Here is a 21,706-nt window from a genome sequence, read left to right on the forward strand (position 1 = left end):
AAGCCAGGATGGCGCTTTCGGGCGGCTGGAGATCTGATCCAACCCCCACCGGACGCTTCCAGCGTTTGCTAGAAGATGCCCGGCAGTACTTCTTCATCAGTCTCGGAGAACGTGTTCTCCTGCTCCTCGAGGTACGCGTTCCAGGCCTGGGTATCCCAGATCTCGGCTCGCGACCCCGCGCCGATGACGGTGACCTCACGGTCCAGTCCGGCGTAGCTGCGCAGTGCCCCCGGGATGGTGACCCTGCCCTGCTTGTCCGGCATCTCGTCCGAGGCGCCGGAGAGGAAGACGCGGATGTAATCCCTTGCCTGCCTCGATGCCAACGGGGCCTGGCGCATTTGTTCATGCACGTTCTCGAACTCCCGCTGGCTGAAGACGTAAATGCAGCGCTCCTGCCCCCGCGTCAAGACCAGCCCATTGGCCAGCTCGTCGCGGTATTTGGCCGGAAGGATGATGCGTCCCTTTTCGTCCAGGCGCGGCGTGTACGTCCCGAGGAACATACGCACCGCCTTCCCGTCTTCAAGGAGCCGCGATCACCCCGTCTACCCCATTCACCTCTACAGTCCACCACTTTACTCCACTTCCCCCCACTGTCAACGACGTGGCGGTGTTTCTCCATCGATATTTCCCATCCCTTCCGCGCCATTACTGGGATGAGGGGCAGTGGAGGAAGGTGGAGGGAAAAAGGGCCCACGGCGTTGCGAGCAGGCCAAATGACCGCCCCAAAAGGCCAGCCCGACAGCTTTTCCGGACACGATGGCAGGCAGTGGGGCGAAGTGGAGGGCGGAGTGGGGCGAAGTGGTGAGGGGCGCGGCAACCGACGAAAGGGGGAGCACACGGCTGCGGTCAAGCCGCAGCCGCGGTCAGGTCACAACCGCGGGGGCGGGCTGGCGCTACCCTGCGCTGGCGTTTCGTGCGCAGCCACGGCTCTGCAGGGGCCGGCCATCCTGGTCTGACAGTTCAAAGGGCACCACGGACAGCACAAAGGGCGCCTGCCGATATCGGCCTGCGCCCTGAGGGTGGAGGTATTCGGGCTCGTCGAGCCCGGTGGATCGTCAGCGCTCGTCGCGGTGGCGTGCTTCCCACTTCGATTCGAGGTCCGCCATGAACGAACTCTTCTGCTGGCCGCCCTTGCTGCGACCCTTGCCGAGCTTGCCCAGCGCATTTTTGGAGAAGGCGACGTAGACGCCCACGCACATCAGGGCGAAGCCCAGGACGCCTAGGGGGATCCACTGGTTCGAGACGCCCACCAGCAGGACGACGACGCCGACGATGGCAACCAATGCGCCAATGGCGATATTGCGCGTCGAGTATCCGCCGGGGGAAGCATTGGATTTCATTGAGGAAGCAAACTTGTGGTCCTCGTGCAGTTGCTTCTCCAGCTGCTCGAGCAAGTGCTGCTCGTGTTCGGAAAGTGGCATGATCCCTTCCCCAATCCCTCGTGTCCGTAGGCTTCCCGGAGGCTTCCCGGTAAGGAAACCCCTATACAAGAGTCAACGGTTCCCGTGACTCCATTGTTCCCGCTTTTTCCGGTATCTCCAACGTGGTCGTCGATATCCGTCTTCTTCCAAGGATAGTCCGCTTCGCGACCACCGGGAAGCGGCGCTACCGCCGGGTATCTTTTTCGCTGTTTGCGGGGCGGATCAGCGCGGCGGGCTGCAGTGAACCCGCGGGGTATCGCCGGCGGATGAGGTCCATGGCTTCCTCCGCCTGGCGCCAGTTGCCGTCGCTGCGTTCAAAGCTCGGTTGGAACACGCCATCCGCCGTCGAGAGCTGTTCAACCCGGATCCCGATCAGGCGCACGGCCTGCGGGCGCGGGCCGATGGCCGCGAGCAGCGACTCTGCCGCTTCCAACAAGGCATGGGCGGAGTTCGTCGGCTGGGCCAGGCGGCGGCTGCGCGTCATGGTCGTGAAATCGGCGTACCGGAGTTTCAGGGCCACGGTATGGCCTTGGCGCTGGGCCTCCCGCAGCCGCTGGGCCACACGGTGCGCCAGGCGCAACAGCTCCCGCCGCAGCACGGAGTTGTCGTGGATGTCATCGGCGAATGTCTCCTCCGCTCCGATGCTTTTTTCCTCCCTCACCGGCTCGACGGGCCGCGGGTCCCGGCCCCAGGCGAGCTCGAAGAGTTGCAACCCATTGGCACCCAGCAAGCGTTCCAGGGTCGTCACGGGCGTCTGGGCCAGCTCGCTGACCATCGAAATACCGGCCCGACCCAGGACTTCCGCCGTCTTGGCGCCGACACCCCAGAGGGCCCCGACCGGCAGGGTGTGCAAGTAGGCGACCGTGTCTTCGGGGGCAATGCGCAACAACCCATCGGGCTTGGCCCTGGTCGAGGCAACCTTGGCCACGTACTTGTTCCGGGCGATTCCAACACTTGCCGGCAGAGCGAGTTCATCGCGGATGCGCGCACGGATCATGCGCCCGATGTCCAGCGGCTGGCCCAGGCGACGCAGGCTTCCGGTCACGTCCAGGAAGGCTTCGTCCACGCTGACTTGCTCGACCAGTGGAGTGATCTCCCGAAAGATCGCCATGATGCGGGCGGAGTAGCGGCGGTACGCGTCCATGTCCGGCTCGATGACGGTGGCCAACGGCGCCAAGCGCATGGCGGCGCTCATGGGCATTGCCGACCGAACCCCCAGCCGCCGGCACTCGTACGACGCCGACAAAACGACCGAGCGTGCACCCGCATGGCCCACGATCACCTGGTGGCCGAGCAGTTCGGGGCGGGAAATGAGCTCGACGGACACGTAGAAGGCATCCATGTCCACGTGGAACACGGTGCGGTCTGCGGGCGTTGGAACCATGACTCCAATTCTAGGGACGTTCCACGACGGATAGAGTGGATCCATCCCCGCCCCATCACCCAACGGATGCCATGAACCCCACCGAAGCAACCAGTCCGCACTCTCGCGCTGGCAGCTCCAGCGTCTCCGACTTCACCGAGGGCCTGAACCGGACCCTCGCCGCGTTCCTGACCGAGCAACGCGACATTGTGGCGGAGATCTCCCCCGCGGCCGTCGACCTCGTCTCGGCCATCGAGTCGCTGGTCCAGGGAGGAAAGCGGATCCGGCCGCGCTTCGCGTATTGGGGCTATGTGGGGGCCGGCGGAGAACCGCACGACGAGGAGATCCTCAGGGCCGCTGCCGCTCTGGAACTCTTCCAGGCGGCCGCACTGATCCATGACGACGTGATCGACCGTTCGGCCACCAGGCGCGGCCGACCCAGCGTGCACAAGTCCTTTGAACGGACCCACCGCCAGCACGGCTGGGCGCGGAACGGCGCGCGATTTGGCGAGGCCGCCGCGATTCTTGCCGGGGATCTGTGCCTCTCCCTCAGTGAGCAGCTGTTTGCCACGGCGGCGCCTGCAGGTTCACCGGCCCGCGTGATCTTCGATGGCATGCGCACACAGGTGATGGCCGGGCAGTACCTCGACGTCCTCGAGGAATCCGCCGGCCAGTCGTCGCCCGATGTCGATGTACTGCAGCGGGCCCGCACGGTCCTGCGCTATAAGTCGGCCAAGTACTCCACGGAGAATCCAATGCTGCTGGGCGGCGCGCTGGCCGGTGCGGATAGCGCCCTGCTGGCCGCGTATTCCGCGTTCGCCCTGCCCATCGGCGAAGCGTTCCAGCTTCGCGATGATGTGCTCGGCGTCTTCGGTGATCCGGTCGTCACCGGCAAGCCCGCGGGAGATGATCTCCGCGAGGGCAAGCGGACCGAGATGATCGCGCATGCGTTGCTTCTGGCGCCGGCCGCGGACCGGAACTTCGTCCAGGACCGATTGGGCGCCGATGACCTGACGGCAGGCGACATCCGCCGCATGTCGGAGATCCTCGAGGATTCAGGGGCGCTTGCCGCGACAGAATCCAGTATCGAGCAGCTGTCGTCGCGTGGCTTTGCCGCATTGGACGACCTTCAGGTGACCGATGAAGTCCGATCGCAGCTGAAGACCCTCGGCGAAGCGGTCATCAACCGCACTGCATAGGCAGCCGCGTTCCACGCGGGCGTGCTGCCCTGCGCGGGGACCCAGGGGACCGGTGGCCGCTCCCGTGCCGTCCGCCTACCAGGCGAGGGCCTGAGCCCTCCGCCGGATTTCGGTCTTGCGTCCCTCGCGCAGGGCCTGCATGGGCGTCCCGGGAAGGGATTCGTCCGGGGTGAAGAGCCATCCGATCAGCTCCTCATCGGAGAATCCCGAATCCACAAGCACCGTGATGGTGCCCTTGAGGCTCTCGACGACGCGGCCGTCCTGCACGAAGCCGGCGGGGACCGACCGCACGTTCCGCTCGCCGACGCGTGCTTCGACGATCGAGCGCTCGTCGAGCAGACGATGCACGTCCTTGATGGAGATGCCGAGCTGCTCGGCCAGGTCAGGTAATGACAACCATTCGGTCACGAGGTTATTAAGAGAACTCACAAGACAAGACTGCCACAATCCTGCTGTTCCCTTCAGCAATCCCGGCATGACAGGCCACTGAGGACTTTTGGGAACGGCGCATATGGTGTAAATTCACTTGAGTCACACTTGCAACATAAGTCACACGAGTATCTCGGAGCCCTGCCTGGCTTCGCTCGCGTAGGCTTCTTCGGCCCCGGGCCGTCGCGATCAGAGGATGTCTATATGCCCGAGCTCCGCTCCAGCGGTGCGCGTTCCTCGAACGGTTTCGTTCAGGGACCCCGCAGCCGTTCCATTTATGGCGCAGTCGCCGCCGCTTCGATTCCCGCCGTGGCCCTGACGGGAGTGGCCGCAGCCGCACCGGCAGCCGCCGTTGAAGCGCCTGCCGCCAAGGCCCTCCTCACGCCGAAGGCCGCCACCACGGTCAACATCGCCGCTGCCCAGCAGCGGATCGCAGCCCATTTGGTCGCGTCACACGTTCCTGCGCGCGTCACGGTCGCCACTGCTGCCGCCAGGACCGTGACGGTGAAGTCCGGCGATACCCTTTCCGGCATCGCCCACCGCCACGACGTGTCCCTGTCGACGATCCTCAAGGCCAACGACCTCAAGGCCAGCGATCTGATCTTTCCCGGCCAGAAGATCAAGCTGTCCGCCTCCGCGGCACCGGCCGCCAAGAAGTCGTCGCATCGCCAGGCCTCCGGTAGCGCCAAGAGCTACACGATCAAGTCAGGCGACACGCTCTCAGGCATCGCCCACGCACACCACATGTCCCTTGCGTCGCTGCTGAAGGCCAACAAGCTCAAGGCCAGCGAGCTGATCTACCCGGGACAGAAGCTGCGCCTGTCCGGCGGCCCGGTGGCTGCGGCTGCCAGCCCGGCCAAGAAGTCGACCTCGTCGACGGCGTCGACGTCCTCCAGCACCGCTCGGACCTACACCATCAAGTCCGGTGACACCTTGTCCGGGATCGCCCACGCACACCACATGTCCCTCTCGTCGCTGCTGAAATCCAGTGGCCTGAACTCCAGCACCACGATCTACCCCGGTCAGAAGATCCGCATCTCGGGCGGCTCGGCAGCGCCGGCCAAGGCCGCTTCCAGCACGAGCAGGCCCGTGAAGGTTTCCAGCTCTACGGGTACGTCGTCGTACACCGTGCAGTCCGGTGACACCTTGTCCGGGATCGCCCACGCACACCACATGTCCCTCTCGTCGCTGCTGAAGTCCAGCGGTCTGAAATCCAGCACCACGATCTACCCCGGCCAGAAGATCCGGCTCTCCGGCACCTCCACGGCTGGTGCCAAGACCTCGGCTCCGGCGAAGACCACGGCACCGGCCAAGTCGTCCGGCACCGCGAAGAAGACGACCTACACCGTCAAGTCCGGGGACACCCTCTCAGGGATCGCCGCAGAGGCGGGGATGGGACTCTCGGAGCTGCTCGAGGCCAACCACCTGAGCAAGTCCTCGGTGATCCACCCCGGCCAGGAGCTCAAGATCAGCGGCGGTTCCTCCGTCTCGTCTACCTCCACGCGAAAGCAACTGGTGTCGGATACGTTCCTGCACTACAAGTACCCGGCCGAGACGGTCAAGTCCGCCAACGACAACAAGTACGAACTGCTTGCGCGGGACCTGCCCTCGCGGGCCGAAATGAAGTCCCTGATCGTCAGCACGGCCCGCTCGATGGGCGTCGACCCGTCGCTGGCGCTGGCCCACGCCTACCAGGAGTCCGGCTTCAACATGGCAGCCGTCTCCCCCGCCAACGCTATCGGGGCGATGCAGGTCATCCCCTCCTCCGGCGAGTGGGCGTCACAGCTGGTCGGACGCAAACTGGATCTGCTGAACCCGAATGACAACGTCACCGCCGGCGTGGCGATCATCCGTGCCCTGCAGCGGACAAGTACCAGCGTGGAGATCGGCATTGCCTCCTACTACCAGGGGCAGGGTTCGGTGAAGCGCAACGGGATGTACAACGACACCAAGTCCTACGTGAAGTCGGTGCTGGCACACCAGAAGAAGTTCAGCTAGCCACCTGCGGAAACAACAGCGCCGGTCGGGGCCCTTCGGGGACCCGACCGGCGCTGTTTGCCGCCAGCAGGTGGGGGTTGCCGCCAGCAGGTGGGGGTTGCGTCAGCGCTGCACGGGAAGGTCCAGGACGACATTGGTCCCGCCGTGCTCGCGCGGCTCCCACTCGATGGTTCCAGCCAGTTCGCTCGTCACCAGCGTCTTGACAATCTGCAGGCCGAGCCCATCCTGGCGTGGTTCGCGGCCGAGACCGTGTCCGTCGTCGGAGACCACGACCCGGAGCCGTTCCGTGCCATCGGAGTCGGTTCGGCGCGATGCGTCCAGGCTGACCATTCCATTGCGCTCCCCGAGGCCGTGTTCGACGGCGTTGGAGACCAGTTCGTTGATGACCAGCGACAGGGGGGTCGCCAGTTCGCTGGGCATGTCTCCGAACGAGCCGGAACGCTCGGTGCGGACGACTTGGCCGGGTGAGGCCACCTCGGCCGCAAGCCTGAACTGCCGATCGATCAGCTCGTCGAAGTCGACATTCTGGCTCAGTCCCTGTGACAGCGTCTCGTGGACCAGGGCGATCGTGGCGACGCGCCGCATCGCTTGCTCGAGGCCCTGCTTCCCGTCCTCGCTGACCATGCGCCGCGACTGCATGCGCAGCAGCGCGGCCACCGTCTGCAAGTTGTTCTTCACCCGGTGGTGGATCTCCCGGATCGTGGCGTCCTTGGAGACCAGCTCCATCTCCCGGCGCCTGAGCTCCGTCACGTCCCGGCACAGCACCAGGGCGCCGTAGCGCTTCTTTCCATCGCGCAACGGAATCGCGCGCAGGGAGAGGCTGACGCCCCGTGATTCAACTTCCGTGCGCCAGGGCATCTTGCCCGTGACGACCAGGGCGAGGGACTCGTCGATGAGCCGGCGGTCATGGAGGAGGCCCGTGGTGACCTCGGCCAACGAACGCCCTTCAAGCGAGTCGACACCGCCCAGCCTGCGGTAGGCGGAGACCCCGTTGGGGCTCGCGTACTGCACGATCCCCTCGGCGTCGAGGCGGATCAGGCCATCGCCGACGCGGGGTGCGCCCCGACGGGAACCTGTCGGGGTCGCGAAGTCGGGCCACAGACCCTGTGTTCCCATACGGAGCAGATCGGTGGCGCACTGCTTGTAGGTCTGTTCCAGCCGCGAGGCCACCCGCGACGTCGAGAGGTCCTGGTGGCTGGTGACCACCGCCAGCGTCCTGCCGTTGCGCACCATCGGAAACGCTTCGATGCGCATGGCCGATTCCTGCGTCCAGTGTTCCTCGCTGGCTCGTTGCATCTGGCCGGAGTTCCACGTCTCCTCGACCAGCGGCCGCAGGTCCCTGCGGATCCGTTCGCCCACGAAGTCGCTGTGGAACACCGTGTGGCTGGTGGAGGGGCGGACGTGGGCCAAGGCCACGTACGTCCCCTCCTCCAGCGGGTGCCAGAGCACCAGGTCGGCAAACGCCAGATCCGCGACCATTTGCCAGTCCCCCACCAGCAGGTGAAGCCATTCCTCGTCGCCGGGCCTGAAATCGGCCTGGTCCCTGATGGGATCGGTGAACGCCGCCAAGGGCTAGCGCCGCACAATCGAACGCAGCAGGCGCAATGCAACGGAGAGCGATGCCATGTCGTCGCGTCCCAGGTTGTTGACCTCTTCGAACATCTTCTTGGCCCGTTCCAGGTTGCCTGCGTTCTGCCTTTCCCAGGCGGCCACGCATTCGACGGGATCCGTGGCTTCCGGTGCGGCGTCCAGGGCCGCCCCGGTGATGTCGACCGCGGTGGAATAGAGGTCGTCGCGCAGCGCCGCCCGCGCCAGGGCCTCCCACCGGTCCCCGCGTGGCAGGCGCGTGATGCGCTCCAGCAGGCCGTCGATCCCGAAGCGCTCAAACACCACGTAGTAGACCGCGGCAACTTCTTGGGCCGGCAGGTCCTGCCCATGTGCGGCGAGGGCGATGTCCAGCAGGGCGAAGCTCTCGAACTGCTGGGCCCAGCGCGATGCCAGGTCCTCGGGAAGACCCCAGGCCATGCCGTCCGCCTTCCAGACGGCGACACGCTCGGCATCCTGGCCGCGTAGCAGCTGTCCGAGCTCGGCCCGTAGCGCGGTGACCGTGGGCCGGAAGGCGTCGATGTCCTCCTGGATGCTGGTACCGCGCCCGACGTGGGTGATGAACCAGCGGGTCGCCCGGTCCAGCAGTCGCCGCATATCCAGCTGGATGCGGCACCAGTGCTCGGTGGGCATGCTGGCCGGCAAGTCCTTCACGGCATCGACGAACTCGTCCAGCGAGTAGATCTCCCGCAGGGCGGCGAAGGACCGTGCAACTGCGGATTCGGTCGCGCTGGTCTCTTCCATCACGCGGAAGGCGTAGGTGATGCCCCCCATGTTGACGATGTCGTTGGCCACTACCGTGCTGACGATTTCCTTGCGCAGCGGGTGGGTCAGGACGTCCTCGGGGAACTTCTCGGCCAGCTGCACCGGGAAGTACTCCCGCATGGTCCGATCGAAGTAGGGGTCGTCCGCAAGGTCCGTCCGCGTCAAGGCGTCTGCCAACTGGATTTTGGCGTAGGCCACCAGCACGGACAGCTCCGGGGCCGTCAGGGACTTGCCGGCTGCGATGCGTTCGTCGAGTTCCGCGGTGCTGGGCAGGAATTCGATGTCGCGATTCAGGCCAGCGTGTTCCTCGAGCCAGTCCATGAGCCGTTCGAAGCTCGGGCTCCACTCGGCCAGGTGCTGCTTGTCGTTGACCAGCAGGATGTTCTGGTCCACGTTCGTGCGCAGGACCAGCCGGGCGACCTCATCGGTCATGGAATGCAGGAAGTCGGCCCGCTCGTCGGCGGCCAGTTTCCCCGCCGTGACCATCCGATCCACCAGGATCTTGATGTTGACCTCATGGTCGGAGCAGTCGACTCCTGCGGAGTTGTCGATGGCGTCGGTATTGAGGATGACACCGTTCAGGGCGGCCTCGATGCGCCCGCGCTGTGTCATGCCCAGGTTCCCGCCCTCGCCCACGACCCTCGCCCGCAGGTCGCTTCCGTTGACGCGGATGGAGTCGTTGGCGCGATCCCCGACCTCGGCGTTCGTCTCGGTCGATGCCTTGACATACGTCCCGATGCCGCCGTTGTAGAGCAGATCCACGGGAGCGGCCAGGACGGCCCGGAGGAGCTCGGGTGGGGACATGGAGGTTGTCCCGTCCGGGAGCCCCAGGACCTCGCGTACCTGTGCGGAAACCGGGATCTTCTTGGACTGCCGGGGGTAGACCCCACCGCCCTCGCTGATCAGCGACGTGTCGTAGTCGCCCCAGCTCGAGCGGGGCAGGTCAAAGAGGCGCTGGCGCTCGGCGAACGACGTCGTGGGATCGGGGTTCGGATCCAGGAAGATGTGCCGGTGGTCGAAGGCCGCCACCAACTTGGCGTGGCGTGAGCGAAGCAGGCCGTTGCCGAAGACATCGCCGCTCATGTCGCCGATGCCTGCGACGGTGAATTCCTGGCTTTGGGTATCGATATCAAGCTCGGCAAAGTGGCGCTTGACGGATTCCCACGCGCCCCGTGCGGTGATGCCCATGGCCTTGTGGTCGTAGCCGACGGAACCGCCGGAGGCGAAGGCATCCCCGAGCCAGAAACCGCGGGCCAACGAGATCTCGTTGGCGGTGTCGGAGAAGCTGGCCGTGCCCTTATCCGCAGCCACGACAAGGTAGGAGTCGTCGTCGTCCAGGCGCACTACCCGCTCGGGCGCCACCGTCTCCTGGCCATGTTCGGTCTGGACCAGGTTGTCGGTGAGGTCCAGCAGCGCCGAGATGAAGATGCGGTAGGCGGATTTCCCCTCCTCCATCCAGGCATTCCGGTCCACCGAGGGATCCGGAAGGTTCTTGGCGAAGAATCCGCCCTTGGCACCGGTGGGGACGATGACGGCGTTCTTGACCATCTGGGCCTTGACCAGGCCGAGGACCTCGGTCCGGAAATCCTCGCGCCGGTCGGACCAGCGCAGGCCGCCGCGGGCGACCTTGCCGAAGCGCAGGTGCACGCCTTCGACCCGGGGTGAATACACCCAGATCTCATACCGCGGCCGGGGGAAGGGCGCGCCCTCGATCCGCTCGGGCTCAAGTTTGAAGGAGAGGTGGATCGTGTCCCGGAAGTAGTTCGTCCGCGTGGTCGCGTCGATGACGTTGACGAATCGGCGCAGTAGCCGGTCGGCGTCAAGCGTCGCGACGCCCTCCAGGCCGGTCTCCAGCGCGGCGCGGGCGGCCTCGACCGTGTTCCCGCGCGTCGTCTCGTCCAGGTCCGGGTCGAAGGTTCCGGTGAACAAGTCGACCAGGGAGCGGGTGACGTCGGGATTGGCGAGCATGGTGTCGGCAATGAACCCGTAGGAGTTCACCGACCCCAGCTGGCGGAGGTACTTGGCATAGGCGCGCAGGATCGTCACCTCGCGCCAGGATAGCCCCTGGGCGAGGATGAGCCGGTCGAACGCATCGGATTCGGCGCGGCCGGTGAAGACCGCGCTGTAGGCCTCGGTCAACAGTTCCTGGGTCTGCAGCGGGTCGACGCCCGCCGGGTACTTCAGCCCCAGGTCGTAGAGGAAGAATTCCTTGCCGTCGCCACGCTGGATGGCGAACGGCTTCTCGTCGACGACCTCCAGGCCCTGGTTGGAGAGCACCGGCAGGATGCGGCTCAGGGACATCGGTTCGGTCAGGTAGAGGTTCAACCGCGCGTCGATGCCATGCTGGTGCTTCATGTCCGAGGGAACGTAGACATTGACCACGGGGCCCTCGTGTTCGGGGTCGTCGTACGCCGAGAACCGTTCGATGTCCTCCAGGGCGTCCTCGACCTCGAAGTCGACGCGGTAGGCCTGGGGGAAGGCCTCGGCCCACTGCCGCGACACCTCCGTCGCCTCGTCGCCGGAGAACCGGCTGCGCACCGCCTCGTCGACGCCCTCCGACCAGGAGCGGACGGCGCGGACAAGACGCTGTTCGAGCTCGGCATGGTCCAGCTGTGCGACCTGTTCGCCCCGTGAGAGCCGGATGCGGTAGAACAGCCGGACCAGCGCGGAATCGCTCATCCGCACCTCGTACTCGGTGGATTCGGCGTCGTAGGCCCGCTTCAGTTCCGCCTCGATCCGCAACCGGACACCGGTGGTGTAGCGGTCGCGGGGCAGGAAGACGAGCGCCGACATGAACCGTCCGTAAATGTCCGGGCGCAGGAACAGGCTGGTGCGGCGGCGCTCCTGCAGCCCGAGGATCCCGGTGACGATGCGCAGCAGGTCGCCGGTCTCGATCTGGAACAGCTCGTCGCGGGGGTAGGACTCCAGGATGGTGAGCAGGTCCTTGCCGGAGTGCGAATCGGGGGCGAAGCCGGAGGCTTCCAAAACCCGTTCCACGTTTTCGCGGGCCACGGGAACGCTGCGCACCGGGCGGATGTAGGCGCTGGAGGCGAACAGCCCGATGAAGCGGCGTTCGCCGTTGACGTTGCCCTGGGCATCGAAGCTCTTGATGCCGATGTAGTCGAGGTAGACGGCGCGGTGCACCGTGGACCTCGAATTGGCCTTGGTGATGACCAGGGCACGCTTTTCCCGGGCCTTTTCCCGGCCCGAATCGGTGAGCTCCTGGCGGAGCATGGTGGTTCCGGAACGGCGCATCAACCCCAGGCCGCTGTCGGGGCGGACGTGGAGGACGTCCTTGCCGTCTTCGGTGGCCAGGTCGTATTCCCGGTAGCCGAGGAAGGTGAAGTTCCCGTCGTCGAGCCAGCGCAGCAGTTCTGCCGCGCTTTCCAAATCGGGGATGTCCTCTCCCCCGACGACGTCGGACAGCGAGTCGGCGATCTCGTGGGCCTTGGCCCGCATGGGACGCCAGTCCTCGACGGCGTCGCGGACATCGGACAGGACGCGCTCCAGCGCCTCCACGAGCGCGGCGACCCGTTCGTCGTCGGGGGTGCCGCCGATCTCGATGGCGATCCAGGACTCGACGGTGGACTTCCCGCCGTCGCGGGCCATGAAGCTCGCCAGGTTGGGCAGGGCCGCCGTGTCTCCGGACGCTGTGGCGGCGTGCGTGGTCACCGGCTCGATGGCTGAGGCTGCTCCGTTTTCGTCCCGGTGCACCACGAAGGTCGGGTGGACAACCAGGGTGATGGCTTGTTCCTGCCGGACGATCTCCGCGGTGACGGAGTCGACCAGGAACGGCATGTCGTCGGTGACCACATAGACAACGGCCGTACCGTCAGCGATGTCGACGGCAACCTTCGCCTGGCCGGGGTGCCGTTCGTGGCCGACCCCGAGGTGGACGCCGACCCGGTCTTCCAGCACCTTGGGAGGGTACGCTTGGGAATCCTCCGGGGGAAGGTGCCCGTAATAGGCCTTGGTGAACTTGGGAGTGTTTGTCTCGGCAATGAACCCAGTGGGCATGCCCGACCCCGACGACATCAATTAACGCCTCCGTGTAGCGGTGTGGGCCGCGCCATTGCGGCCCCGAACCCCTCAAGACTAACCCGCGGAACTGCTAGCTCCCAATGGGGGCCATCACCGGCTGAAAAGCCCGGTTCGACGGCGGACCGACACCGAAATCAGCTCCGCGATGCGGGCCCGCAATTCGCTGTCCGGCGCGACCTCCGCCAGCACGCTTCCCTGGAGCAGGGCGCGGTCGGCGGCCTCCGGATCGGCAGGGAGCATTCCGGCGATGCCGCCATCGGGGCCGAACCGTTCCCAGGTCTCCCGCAGGGCACGTTCGGGCGAGGGGCCCACCGAGGACCTGCGCACCCGGTTCAGGACGACGCGCGGGTCGGCATCGGGCAGGATCTCCCGCAGTTCCTCCAGGCCCTTCACCAGCCGCGGGACCCCGACGCTGTCCGCGGATCCGACCGCGATGATTTCCGCCGCGGATTCCAGGACCGCGAGGGCTGCTCCGTTGCGTTGCGGTGCCGACGTGTCATAAGTCAGGTCCTCGTCGCGTTCGAGCAGGGACGCCACGTCAACGACCACGAGGTCGACCCGGCGACGCACGAAGTCCAGCACCCTGGTCAAGGCACCGGATCGCAGTTCCGGCCAACGGTGCGGACGCGGCAGGCCCGTGGCCACGCGCAGCGTTGCGCCGCCCACGGCGACCACGGCGCAGGAGCGCTCGAAGCCGGAATCATCGAGCATTCCCTGGTCGGACAGGCGGCACAGCTGGGCGATCCCCGCCGACTCGTCGAGCAGCCCGAGGTGCACTGCAACGCTGGAACCATAGGTATCGGCGTCCACGAGCAGCACCCGTTGGCCGGCTATGGCGGCCTCGGCGGCCAGGTTGACCGCCACGAGCGTCTTGCCGGTGGACCCGCTGGGGCCCCACACCGCCAGGATCCGGCCGGGGTCGGGCAGCGGATCCTCTGCGGGGACGGGTTCGGCGGACGAGGCGTGCCGCGCGCTGCGGGGTGGCCGCCGCGTCCCGGCGGCGAGCAATTCAAGCAGGTCGGAGATGGACTGCTCGCTCGCAGCGGTCGGTTCGACCCCCAGCCCCAGGCCGGCCAGGCGCTCTGCGTCCTCGGGTTCGTCGGTGATCGCCACGGCGGGCACTCCGTGAAATGCCAACTCGTCGGCAAAGGCGGCATCGAGGTCGACGGTCGGCCCCAGCAACAGGGCCGCATCCGCCAGGCCCGATTCGGCCAGTGCGATGACCTCGGTCAGTTCGTCGCAATGCCGCACGACCGTCACCGCTCCGCGTAGCCTTTCCAAGCGGTCGGCCAGGTCCCCGGCCCGCCCGTAAACCACGACGGCGATGCTCATTCGGCGGCCCCTCCCGGGTTCTGGACCACCGTCAAGCGGGCCTCGTTGGCAATCGCCGACAGGAGCCCGGGAAGGTCCTCGTCGGTCACGAGCAACTCGACGACCTGCCCGGCTGCACCCCCGAAGCCCGAGTCGATCTCGCGCAGGGAACTGACCTCCACGGACTGCAGCAGCCGCTTGGGCTCGCCATACGTGGTGGAGTTGGCGCCGCGTTCGGCTGCCCAGAGGTCGACGCGGGTGCCCACGGTGACTGCCACGGGCAGTTCCTCGGTGAGCTCCACCGACAGCGGCTTGCGCCCCTGCGGATCACGGCCCCCGATGGCGGCCAGCGGCAGCAGTTCGCCTTCGCGGATCAGGGAATTGGCGCGCAGGTCCGCAGCCGGTTCCTGCTCGGCGCTCAAGTAGTGCTGCTGGACTGCGTCCAGGCGCACGTCGACGGTGCGCAACGTCGAGGCGTCGATTTTCTGTCCCAGCGATATGTCCTGGCGCGCGACGTACATGGGCACGGTCGTGTCCTGGAACGAGACCAGTGTCAACACGCCGGCGACCGAGGCGACGACCAGGAGGATGCCCACCAACAACCGCGGGTCCTTCCAACCGGGTTGGCGCAGCCGTCTCGCCGGGCCGGATGGTGCCGCCTCTGTTCCCACGTTGCCTCCGCACCCCCTGGAGCCCGGTGCTCCGTTCGCCTTGCGGGAGAAGCATCGGATTCTGGTTCTCCCTGATCGTCCACCCTAATGACGAACAGGCGCACGTCCAATAGCCGGCTCGTCATCTGTGGACAAGAGGTGCCGAATCAGAGCTCGTGGCGTAGTGCGCCAACGGACCCCAGGGGCAGCAGGGCCACGGATTGCACGTCGGCCTCGCGGCGGTACCCGTCGGTGGGGTGCAGGGCCAGCCTGAGGTGGTCGGCGCCCGCGTGGTCCAAGGTCCCGGTACCCAGCAGGGCACCGTCCACCGCCCACACCGTCACCCGGGCACGGTCGCGTACCAGCGAGCGCAGCGCGGCCCCTTGGCTGACCCGGCGGCGAACAGCGGTCTCCTCGGCAACGGCGGCCCGATGCCCAGCGACCTGGAGGGAGCGGATGCCCGCATCGACGACCAGGTACTCGGCCGGCCCCTCGCGCAGAGACAACCAGTTCACGCCCACATGTTGCAGGACGCCGCGAAGGCGCTGGCCACCGAGCAGGTCCAGCGTGATGTCGGTACCAACCTGGCCGGCCAGATGGTCCCACAAGCGCAGCTGGGAGCGTTCGATCCGGACCATCTCCTGGATCTCCACGGTCCGCTCGCGTGCCCGGGCCGCATTGAGTTGGGACTCCAGATCGGCAAACAACGATTCCCAGCGCATGAGACCTACCCTATTCGCTTCGATTCGACTAAATGACGCGAATCTCTGGACAGCCCAACATAGAAATGCCATGATCGAGCTCAAGAAACATTAAATGACATCAAACAACACTAAAGAGACTGAGGTGATGACCATGCCCGAGGTGACCGAACACGGGCGCGGTGCCGGCGCGCTCCCGGGCGCGCTGGTGGGAATCTGCGCGGCCCTGCTGGTCGGCTGCGGAGCGGCCCTGCTATCGCCCAGGGGGACGGGGCTGGCGGTGGTCACAGACTCCCCTGCGGGCATGGGCCGGGCAGGCGCCCTGCTGTTCGTCTGCCTCGGCCTCGTTGTGCTCGCCTGGTGGCTGTTCAGCCTGTTCACCGCAATGCTCGCGGAGCTGCTGGCACGGCGCGGCCATGCCCGGGCCGCGGCACGGGCGGCCCACTGGTCCCCTGTTTTCATGCGACGTCTGGCGGCCGCCCTGCTGGGTGCCCACCTGCTGGTCGTCCCGGCGGCGCAGGCGGCAGGTCCCGGCTCCCCTGGCGCGCCGCCCGTCGGCCTCACCTCGGACAGCGCGGCCGTCGCGGTCGTCGACGCGGAGTTGCCGACCGCCTCGTGGGCCAGCCGGGACCTTCCCTCCCCGGCGTGGAGGCCCGAGCGGACGGCTCCGCCCATGAATCGGCTCATGGGACAGCAGAACCGGGCTACTGCCGACGATGAGGTTGTGGTGGTCTGCCCCGGTGATTCGCTGTGGTCCATTGCGGCGCGGGTCGCGGGACCAGGCGCCAGTGATGCCGAAGTGGCCAGGGAATGGCCCCGCTGGTATCGCACCAACCGGTCCGTGATCGGCCCGGATCCCGATCTGCTGCACATCGGAACCGTCCTCACCCCTCCGCGGGCCGAGTAGGAACAGAACAGAAAGTAGGAGTCATGACGGAGCCAGCACGTCCCGACGGACAGCTTCCCGACATTGTGCCCGGATCGGGCCTGCCACGCACCGGTGATGGAACCCTGCCGGCGGTCCGCCCCCTTCCCGTTCGCAAGTTCGCTGATTTGCTTCCCCCCGCTGCCAGGCCGGCGACCCACCGCGCCCCTGCGGCGGAGCCGACGCCAGCGGGGCCCCCGGCGGACCAGGCCGAGCGCCGCGAGGAACACGCGCACGTGCACACCATCGTGCGCATGGTTGGCCTGGCCGCCTTCGAATCGATCTCAGGCGTGCGACCGGTCCACCAGCTGGCCCGGTGGCTCGAGGCCGGGCAATACGAGAAGCTGCGCTGCCGTGTGGCCTTGGTCGCGGCCACCCAGCCCGATGATGGGTCCCGGTTGCACCGCAATACAGCCATCCGGCGCACCCGGCTGTGTCCGGTCGGGGCAGGAGCCTACGAGGCCAGCCTGGTGGTCGCCGAAAACGACCGTGTCCGTGCCGCAGCGCTCCGGGTGGAGCGGCGACACGGACACTGGACCGTCGTCGAATTGCAGATCGGCTAGCGGCGTTTGGACTTCTTCGAACGGCGGTCGGCCCGGTTGCCCTTGCCCTTGGCGGTCTCGGACTGCGTGCGCTCGAGGCGGGATTCGGCTTCCCCGTCCTCGCTGGGTGCGGTGTACTGCAGCGTGGAGGGCCGGGCGGGGGCTTCCAGGCCCGGGGTGTTCAGGCTCGGGGTCGACGTGGTCGACCGGGCATCGGTGACGCCGGGCAGGGAGACCGGTGCCGGCTGGGCAACTTCTACCTCGAGGTTGAACAGGAAACCGACACTCTCCTCGCGGATGGCCTCCATCATCGTCTGGAACATCACGAAGCCCTCGCGCTGGTATTCAACCAGCGGGTCGCGCTGGGCCATCGCGCGCAAGCCGATGCCCTCCTTGAGGTAGTCCATCTCATAGAGGTGTTCCTGCCATTTGCGGCCGATCACGCTGAGCACCACGCGCCGTTCGAGTTCACGAAGGTTTTCGGCACCGATGGCCCGCTCGCGCTCCTGGTACTGGACCCGGGCATCGGAGAGGATCTCCTCCTGCAGGAACTCCGAGGTGATCCGGCCCGCGCCGCCGCCTTCCTCCATGACCTCGTCGATGCCCAGGGCGATCGGGTAGAGCTGGCCCAGGTTGGTCCACAGCTGCTTGAGGTCCCAGTCATCGCCGTGGCCTTCGCTCGTGGCCTCGACGACCATCGCTTTGACCACGTCCTCCAGGAAGTTCTGGACCTGCTCCTGCAGGTCGCCGCCCTCAAGGATGCGTCGGCGGTCGCCATAGATCGCCTCACGCTGGCGGTTCATCACGTCGTCGTACTTCAGCACGTTCTTGCGCTGTTCGGCGTTGGTCGACTCGACCTGCCCCTGCGCCGTTTCGATGGCTTTGGAAACGATCTTCGATTCGAGGGCCATGTCTTCGGGCATCGAGGGGTTGTTCATGATCCGCTGGGCGGCATTGGCGTTGAACCGGCGCATGAGCTCATCGGTCATGGACAGGTAGAAGCGCGATTCACCGGGGTCGCCCTGGCGCCCCGAACGGCCGCGCAGCTGGTTGTCGATGCGCCGGGACTCATGGCGTTCGGTACCCAGGACGTAGAGCCCGCCGAGTCCACGCACTTCCTCGGATTCGGCCTTGACCTGGTCCTGGGCGGCGCCGAAGACCTCGTCCCAGACGCGCTCGTATTCCTCGGAATCGCGTTCCGGGTCCAGCCCGCGGCGGTCCATTTCGGCAACGGCCAGGAACTCGGCGTTGCCGCCGAGCATGATGTCGGTACCGCGGCCCGCCATGTTCGTGGCGACCGTGACCGCGCCCTTCTTGCCCGCCTGGGCCACGACCGCGGCTTCCCGCGCGTGTTGCTTGGCATTGAGGACCTCGTGGCGCACGCCCTCCTGGGCCAGCTTGCGGGAGAGGTACTCGCTCTTTTCGACGCTCGTCGTGCCGACCAGCACCGGTTGCCCGGCAGCGTGGCGCTCGACGATGTCCTGCGCCACGGCGTCGAACTTGGAGATCTCGTTCTTGTAGATCAGGTCCGCCTGGTCCTTGCGTTGCATCGGCTTGTTCGTGGGGATCTCCACGACGCCGAGCTTGTAGGTGCCCATGAACTCGGCTGCCTCGGTCTGCGCCGTACCGGTCATGCCCGAGAGCTTCTCGTACAGGCGGAAGTAGTTCTGCAGCGTCACGGTGGCCATGGTCTGGTTCTCGGCCTTGATCTCGACGTTTTCCTTCGCCTCGATCGCCTGGTGCATGCCCTCGTTGTAGCGCCGGCCGGCCAGGGTGCGGCCGGTGTGCTCGTCGACGATCATGACTTCGCCGTTGATCACGACGTAGTCCTTGTCCTTCTTGAACAGTTCCTTGGCCTTGATGGCGTTGTTCAGGAACCCGATGAGCGGGGTGTTCGCGGCCTCGTACAGGTTGTGGATCCCGAGGTGGTCCTCGACCTTCTCGATGCCCGATTCCAGCACGCCCACGGTGCGCTTCTTTTCATCGACCTCGTAGTCGGTTTCGCGATCGAGCCGTGTCACCAGCCGGGCGAATTCGCTGAACCAGCGGTTGACATCCCCCTGGGCCTGGCCCGAAATGATCAGCGGGGTCCGGGCCTCGTCGATCAGGATCGAGTCGACCTCATCGACGATGGCGAAGTGGTGGCCGCGCTGGACGAGTTCGTCCTTGCTCCAGGCCATGTTGTCGCGCAGGTAGTCGAAACCGAACTCGTTGTTGGTCCCGTAGGTGATGTCGGCTTCGTACTGCTTGCGGCGGACGGCAGGGTCCTGGTTCGCCAGGATGCAGCCGGTGCTCAGCCCGAGGAAGCGGAAGACGCGCCCCATGAGGTCGGACTGGTATTCGGCGAGGTAGTCGTTCGTGGTGACCACGTGCACGCCCTTGCCGGTGATGGCATTCAGATAGGCCGGCGCCGTCGCCACCAGGGTCTTGCCTTCACCGGTTTTCATCTCGGCGATGTTGCCCAGGTGCAGGGCTGCGCCGCCCATGAGCTGGACGTCGAAATGGCGCATGCCCAAGGTCCGGTCGGCGGCTTCGCGCACGGCAGCGAAGGCCTCGGGCAGCAGGGAATCCAGCGGCGCACCCTCCTGGTACCGCTTCCTGAAATCATCGGTTTCGGCCCGCAGATCCGCATCCGACATGGCCCGGAATTCATCCTCGAGGAGGTTGATCGCATCGGCGTAGCCGCGCAATCTCTTGAGGATCTTCTTGTCGCCGGTCCGCAGGACGCGTTCTAGCAGTGATGCCACGTGGTAGCTCCAAATCTCAGGCACAGGAATTCTGGCTTGGCCAGTCTACGGGAGACACGTTCAACGCCCGGTCTAGGTTCCCCGGGACCGTGTCCTCACCGCGTGGGCCAGTTCAAGGGACAGGTTACCCTCCGGATCGACGCGGACCGATTCCAGCCCGAGCCAGCCGGCCATCAGGCACAGTTCGCCGGCCAGCTCATGGGCCGTTTCGGGGGGAGCTCCGGCCTCGGCATGGCTGGAGCGCACGAGCAGGCGCCCCGTTGTCCGGTCCGCCTTCAAGTCCACGCGTGCGACGAGGTGTTCGCCGAGCAGGAAGGGCAGCACGTAGTACCCGTATCTGCGGCGCTCAGCGGGGGTGTAGATCTCAAGCCGGTAGTGGAAGCCGAACAGGTCCTCGAGCCGTCGCCGCTCGAAGACCAGCGAGTCGAACGGGCTCAACAAGGCGCGTCCATCCGCCACCCGGGGGCGCGGCGCATCGGCGTGGAGGAACTGTGTCCCCGGCCAGTAGGCGACGTCGACGGGTTCAAGCACGCCGCGCCCGGTCAGCCGCTCCACGGCGCTTGCAGCCACGCGAACGGGCAGCCGGAAATAGTCCGCGAGGCAGCGAACGGTACCGATTCCGTGGGCGCGGGCAGCGGCTTCGACCAGGCGCTCGGCCGAGGACCCGGGGTCAGTGGTTGCGGGCGCCGCGGGAATTCGCAGCACCCGTGAAATGGGTGCGTAGCGGCGTTCGAACTGCGCGGTGCGGCCGGCGGACCCGACTTCGCCCGCAGCGAAGAGCGCCTCGAGGGCTTCTTTGACGGAATTCCAGTTCCATCCCCAATTCGAGCGGTCGACAGCCTCGCGGTGGCCGAGCCGGGCCGTGACTTCCCGTGCCGTCAACGGCTTCGAGGCCTCCAGGAGGTCCAGGATGCGGTCGGCCAAGTCGCGTAGTCCTGGGCGATCGCTGCTGAAGCTCCCCATCCAGGTCCGCCGCTGCCAGGGCACCAGGTCGGCGTGGTGTTCGGGCCGGATGAAGCTGGCCTCGTGGGCCCAGTATTCGACCATGCGCCGGGGCGAACGCGACGACATGCGGTCCAGGATGGCACGGTCGTAAGGGCCGAGGCGCGCGAAAATCGGCAGCTAGTGCGATCGGCTGAGCACGTTGACCGAGTCGATCTGGAGCAGCTGGAGCCGGTCGAAGGTCCGGCCCACCCGCCGGGCAGTTGCCGGGCCGGTGGGCCGGGGCCGATGGAGGCCCTGGGCGGCCAACGCGATGCGCCGGGCCTGCGCCAGGGTCATCCGTCGGTTCATGGAGCCGGTCGCGGCCCGGGTGCGCCCATCAGGCCGGGGCCCCGTCGGTGTCCCGGTAGCGGCGGGTTTCTACGGTTTCGGCGTCGGAGTGGTTTTCGTCGAGGGTGATCACCCCGTAGTTCCATTGCTGCCGGCGGTAGACCACCGACCAGGAGCCGGTGTCCGAATCAATGAACAGGTAGAACGGGTGGCCGACCAGTTCCATGCGGTCGACGGCGTCGTCGACAGTCATCGTTTCCGAGGGGAAGACCTTGCGGCGGATCTCGACGGGGTTGCCGGACGCGTTCGCGGCGGCCTCTTCCTCCTGCCCGTTCAGGGTCTCCTCGTGCAGGGGCATGCTGCTGCTGGCCGGTTCGAGGGTGGAGGTGGCCTGGAAGACCGCCTTCGGGGTCTGGCGTCCGTGGTGGACCTTCCTGCGGTCGCGTGCCCGCCGCAACCGCTCCAGCAGCTTGGTGAAGGCCGTGTCGAACGCCGCGAACTTGTCAGAGGCCTTGGCTTCCGCGCGGATGGCCGGCCCACTGCCCACGACGCTGATCTCCACCGTCAGCTGGGCCTCGGCCTGCCGGGCGTTGGGTTCCTTCGTGACCTTGACGTCAAGGCGCTGGACCTTGTTGGCCAGCTGTCCGATCTTGTCAGTCTTCTCGTCCGCGTACTCGCGGAACCGATCGGATACCGTCACGTTGCGCCCGGTGATGTTCATCTCCATGGTGTCCTCC

At 66.6% G+C, this 21,706-nt stretch carries 17 protein-coding genes; 4 read left to right on the forward strand and 13 right to left on the reverse strand.

Annotated elements, in window-relative coordinates:
* Nucleotides 1-68: 68 nt before the first annotated feature.
* The 3 genes from mraZ to dinB form a co-directional block, all read right to left on the reverse strand.
* The gene (gene mraZ, locus AB8M85_RS06130; protein WP_343902098.1) at nucleotides 69-500 is read right to left on the reverse strand and encodes a division/cell wall cluster transcriptional repressor MraZ; all 432 of its coding nucleotides are present in this window, start codon (nucleotides 498-500) and stop codon (nucleotides 69-71) included.
* Nucleotides 501-1,055: 555 nt separating this feature from the next.
* Entirely contained in the window at nucleotides 1,056-1,421 is a 366-nt protein-coding gene (locus AB8M85_RS06135; RefSeq protein WP_372697900.1) for a DUF3040 domain-containing protein, read from the reverse strand.
* Nucleotides 1,422-1,605: 184 nt separating this feature from the next.
* Nucleotides 1,606-2,850: a DNA polymerase IV gene (dinB, locus tag AB8M85_RS06140; RefSeq protein ID WP_372698532.1), complete on the reverse strand. Its 1,245-nt coding sequence runs from the start codon at nucleotides 2,848-2,850 to the stop codon at nucleotides 1,606-1,608.
* Between the two features lie 26 nt (nucleotides 2,851-2,876).
* On the opposite strand from dinB, the gene AB8M85_RS06145 reads away from it, so the two are divergent.
* On the forward strand, nucleotides 2,877-3,983 hold the full coding sequence (locus AB8M85_RS06145; RefSeq protein WP_372697901.1) for a polyprenyl synthetase family protein: 1,107 nt from the start codon (nucleotides 2,877-2,879) through the stop codon (nucleotides 3,981-3,983).
* Nucleotides 3,984-4,058: 75 nt separating this feature from the next.
* Here AB8M85_RS06145 and AB8M85_RS06150 read toward each other — a convergent pair whose 3' ends face one another.
* Nucleotides 4,059-4,391: an Rv2175c family DNA-binding protein gene (locus AB8M85_RS06150; RefSeq protein WP_372698533.1), complete on the reverse strand. Its 333-nt coding sequence runs from the start codon at nucleotides 4,389-4,391 to the stop codon at nucleotides 4,059-4,061.
* A 330-nt stretch (nucleotides 4,392-4,721) separates the two neighbouring features.
* Between AB8M85_RS06150 and AB8M85_RS06155 the strand changes: the two genes are divergently transcribed.
* Complete coding sequence (locus tag AB8M85_RS06155) at nucleotides 4,722-6,410, forward strand: LysM peptidoglycan-binding domain-containing protein (protein WP_372697902.1); 1,689 nt, start codon at nucleotides 4,722-4,724, stop codon at nucleotides 6,408-6,410.
* A 102-nt stretch (nucleotides 6,411-6,512) separates the two neighbouring features.
* On the opposite strand, the gene AB8M85_RS06160 is transcribed toward AB8M85_RS06155, so the two are convergent.
* The 5 genes from AB8M85_RS06160 to AB8M85_RS06180 all read right to left on the reverse strand — a co-directional run bounded on the left by AB8M85_RS06160 (nucleotide 6,513) and on the right by AB8M85_RS06180 (nucleotide 15,504).
* Nucleotides 6,513-7,979 (reverse strand): sensor histidine kinase, encoded by a 1,467-nt coding sequence (locus tag AB8M85_RS06160; RefSeq protein WP_372697903.1) that lies wholly within the window; start codon nucleotides 7,977-7,979, stop codon nucleotides 6,513-6,515.
* Between the two features lie 3 nt (nucleotides 7,980-7,982).
* A complete protein-coding gene (locus tag AB8M85_RS06165) occupies nucleotides 7,983-12,815 on the reverse strand; it encodes an NAD-glutamate dehydrogenase (protein WP_372697904.1) in 4,833 nt (1,610 codons plus the stop codon).
* A gap of 96 nt (nucleotides 12,816-12,911) precedes the next feature.
* Nucleotides 12,912-14,153, reverse strand: coding sequence for a CpaE family protein (locus AB8M85_RS06170; RefSeq protein WP_372697905.1), 1,242 nt, complete (start codon nucleotides 14,151-14,153; stop codon nucleotides 12,912-12,914).
* Nucleotides 14,150-14,728 carry a hypothetical protein gene (locus tag AB8M85_RS06175; protein WP_372697906.1) on the reverse strand — a complete coding sequence of 193 codons (579 nt, stop codon included), beginning with the start codon at nucleotides 14,726-14,728 and terminating at the stop codon, nucleotides 14,150-14,152. Before AB8M85_RS06175 ends, AB8M85_RS06170 begins: the two co-directional genes overlap by 4 nt.
* 221 nt (nucleotides 14,729-14,949) lie before the next feature.
* Complete coding sequence (locus AB8M85_RS06180) at nucleotides 14,950-15,504, reverse strand: hypothetical protein (protein ID WP_372697907.1); 555 nt, start codon at nucleotides 15,502-15,504, stop codon at nucleotides 14,950-14,952.
* 127 nt (nucleotides 15,505-15,631) lie between these two features.
* On the opposite strand from AB8M85_RS06180, the gene AB8M85_RS06185 reads away from it, so the two are divergent.
* Both AB8M85_RS06185 and AB8M85_RS06190 read left to right on the forward strand, forming a co-directional pair.
* Nucleotides 15,632-16,390: a LysM peptidoglycan-binding domain-containing protein gene (locus tag AB8M85_RS06185; protein WP_372697908.1), complete on the forward strand. Its 759-nt coding sequence runs from the start codon at nucleotides 15,632-15,634 to the stop codon at nucleotides 16,388-16,390.
* Nucleotides 16,391-16,413: 23 nt separating this feature from the next.
* Nucleotides 16,414-16,971 carry an Rv3235 family protein gene (locus AB8M85_RS06190; protein ID WP_372697909.1) on the forward strand — a complete coding sequence of 186 codons (558 nt, stop codon included), beginning with the start codon at nucleotides 16,414-16,416 and terminating at the stop codon, nucleotides 16,969-16,971.
* Here the strand turns inward: AB8M85_RS06190 and secA are convergent.
* The 4 genes from secA to hpf all read right to left on the reverse strand — a co-directional run bounded on the left by secA (nucleotide 16,968) and on the right by hpf (nucleotide 21,696).
* Nucleotides 16,968-19,697: a preprotein translocase subunit SecA gene (secA, locus tag AB8M85_RS06195; protein ID WP_372697910.1), complete on the reverse strand. Its 2,730-nt coding sequence runs from the start codon at nucleotides 19,695-19,697 to the stop codon at nucleotides 16,968-16,970. The two genes, AB8M85_RS06190 and secA, sit on opposite strands and share 4 nt — an antisense overlap.
* Nucleotides 19,698-19,769: 72 nt before the next feature.
* The gene (locus AB8M85_RS06200) at nucleotides 19,770-20,819 is read right to left on the reverse strand and encodes a winged helix-turn-helix domain-containing protein (protein WP_372698534.1); all 1,050 of its coding nucleotides are present in this window, start codon (nucleotides 20,817-20,819) and stop codon (nucleotides 19,770-19,772) included.
* On the reverse strand, nucleotides 20,820-20,978 hold the full coding sequence (locus AB8M85_RS06205) for a hypothetical protein (RefSeq protein WP_372697911.1): 159 nt from the start codon (nucleotides 20,976-20,978) through the stop codon (nucleotides 20,820-20,822).
* A 40-nt stretch (nucleotides 20,979-21,018) separates the two neighbouring features.
* Nucleotides 21,019-21,696, reverse strand: a complete 678-nt coding sequence (gene hpf / locus AB8M85_RS06210; protein ID WP_372697912.1) for a ribosome hibernation-promoting factor, HPF/YfiA family — start codon at nucleotides 21,694-21,696, stop codon at nucleotides 21,019-21,021.
* Nucleotides 21,697-21,706: the final 10 nt, after the last annotated feature.

It is taken from the genome of Arthrobacter sp. JSM 101049, from assembly GCF_041679245.1.
In the GTDB taxonomy this organism is placed as follows: domain Bacteria; phylum Actinomycetota; class Actinomycetes; order Actinomycetales; family Micrococcaceae; genus Arthrobacter_H.

What these genes read in the sequence shown, in the direction of transcription:
- mraZ (WP_343902098.1), bottom strand. Translation starts at nt 500, where the DNA reads ATGTTCCTCGGGACGTACACGCCGCGCCTGGACGAAAAGGGACGCATC.
- AB8M85_RS06135 (WP_372697900.1), bottom strand. Translation starts at nt 1,421, where the DNA reads ATGCCACTTTCCGAACACGAGCAGCACTTGCTCGAGCAGCTGGAGAAG.
- dinB (WP_372698532.1), bottom strand. Translation starts at nt 2,850, where the DNA reads ATGGATCCACTCTATCCGTCGTGGAACGTCCCTAGAATTGGAGTCATG.
- AB8M85_RS06145 (WP_372697901.1), top strand. Translation starts at nt 2,877, where the DNA reads ATGAACCCCACCGAAGCAACCAGTCCGCACTCTCGCGCTGGCAGCTCC.
- AB8M85_RS06165 (WP_372697904.1), bottom strand. Translation starts at nt 12,815, where the DNA reads ATGTCGTCGGGGTCGGGCATGCCCACTGGGTTCATTGCCGAGACAAAC.
- AB8M85_RS06170 (WP_372697905.1), bottom strand. Translation starts at nt 14,153, where the DNA reads ATGAGCATCGCCGTCGTGGTTTACGGGCGGGCCGGGGACCTGGCCGAC.
- AB8M85_RS06180 (WP_372697907.1), bottom strand. Translation starts at nt 15,504, where the DNA reads ATGCGCTGGGAATCGTTGTTTGCCGATCTGGAGTCCCAACTCAATGCG.
- AB8M85_RS06185 (WP_372697908.1), top strand. Translation starts at nt 15,632, where the DNA reads ATGACCATGCCCGAGGTGACCGAACACGGGCGCGGTGCCGGCGCGCTC.
- AB8M85_RS06190 (WP_372697909.1), top strand. Translation starts at nt 16,414, where the DNA reads ATGACGGAGCCAGCACGTCCCGACGGACAGCTTCCCGACATTGTGCCC.
- AB8M85_RS06205 (WP_372697911.1), bottom strand. Translation starts at nt 20,978, where the DNA reads ATGACCCTGGCGCAGGCCCGGCGCATCGCGTTGGCCGCCCAGGGCCTC.
- hpf (WP_372697912.1), bottom strand. Translation starts at nt 21,696, where the DNA reads ATGGAGATGAACATCACCGGGCGCAACGTGACGGTATCCGATCGGTTC.